1 protein-coding gene is annotated in these 255 nt (G+C 62.7%); it reads right to left on the bottom strand.

Going from position 1 to position 255, the window contains the following annotated elements; all coding sequences use genetic code 11:
- On the bottom strand, nucleotides 1-240 hold a 240-nt coding region (locus PZC42_RS21955), incomplete at its 3' end, for an SDR family NAD(P)-dependent oxidoreductase (RefSeq protein ID WP_277214330.1).
- Between the last annotated feature and the right edge of the window lie 15 nt (nucleotides 241-255).

The raw sequence follows: 255 nt of genomic DNA, 5'->3' as shown, positions 1-255 counted from the left end.
ATGCTTGCTCGCTGAATACGCTGCATGCTTTGCGAATCCCCTCAACCCCTGGATACTCGCCGCGTTGACAATACTCCTGGTACTACTCCCGCCCTCCTTCGGCGGGCCCAGCTCCGCCATCTTCCGCAGCTGCGCCCGCATGCAGTACATCAGCCCCGTCAGGTTCACGCGCATGATCAGGTCCCACTCCGAATCCTCCTGCTCGACCAGCTTCCGGATGCCGTGGTGCCTGCCGATCACGCCGGCCATGTTGGC

The sequence above is a fragment of the Isoptericola croceus genome (assembly GCF_029382255.1).
In the GTDB taxonomy this organism is placed as follows: Bacteria; Actinomycetota; Actinomycetes; order Actinomycetales; family Cellulomonadaceae; genus Isoptericola; species Isoptericola croceus.
Note: the sequence above shows the minus strand (reverse complement) of the source record. Positions and strands in the feature narration are given on the sequence as shown.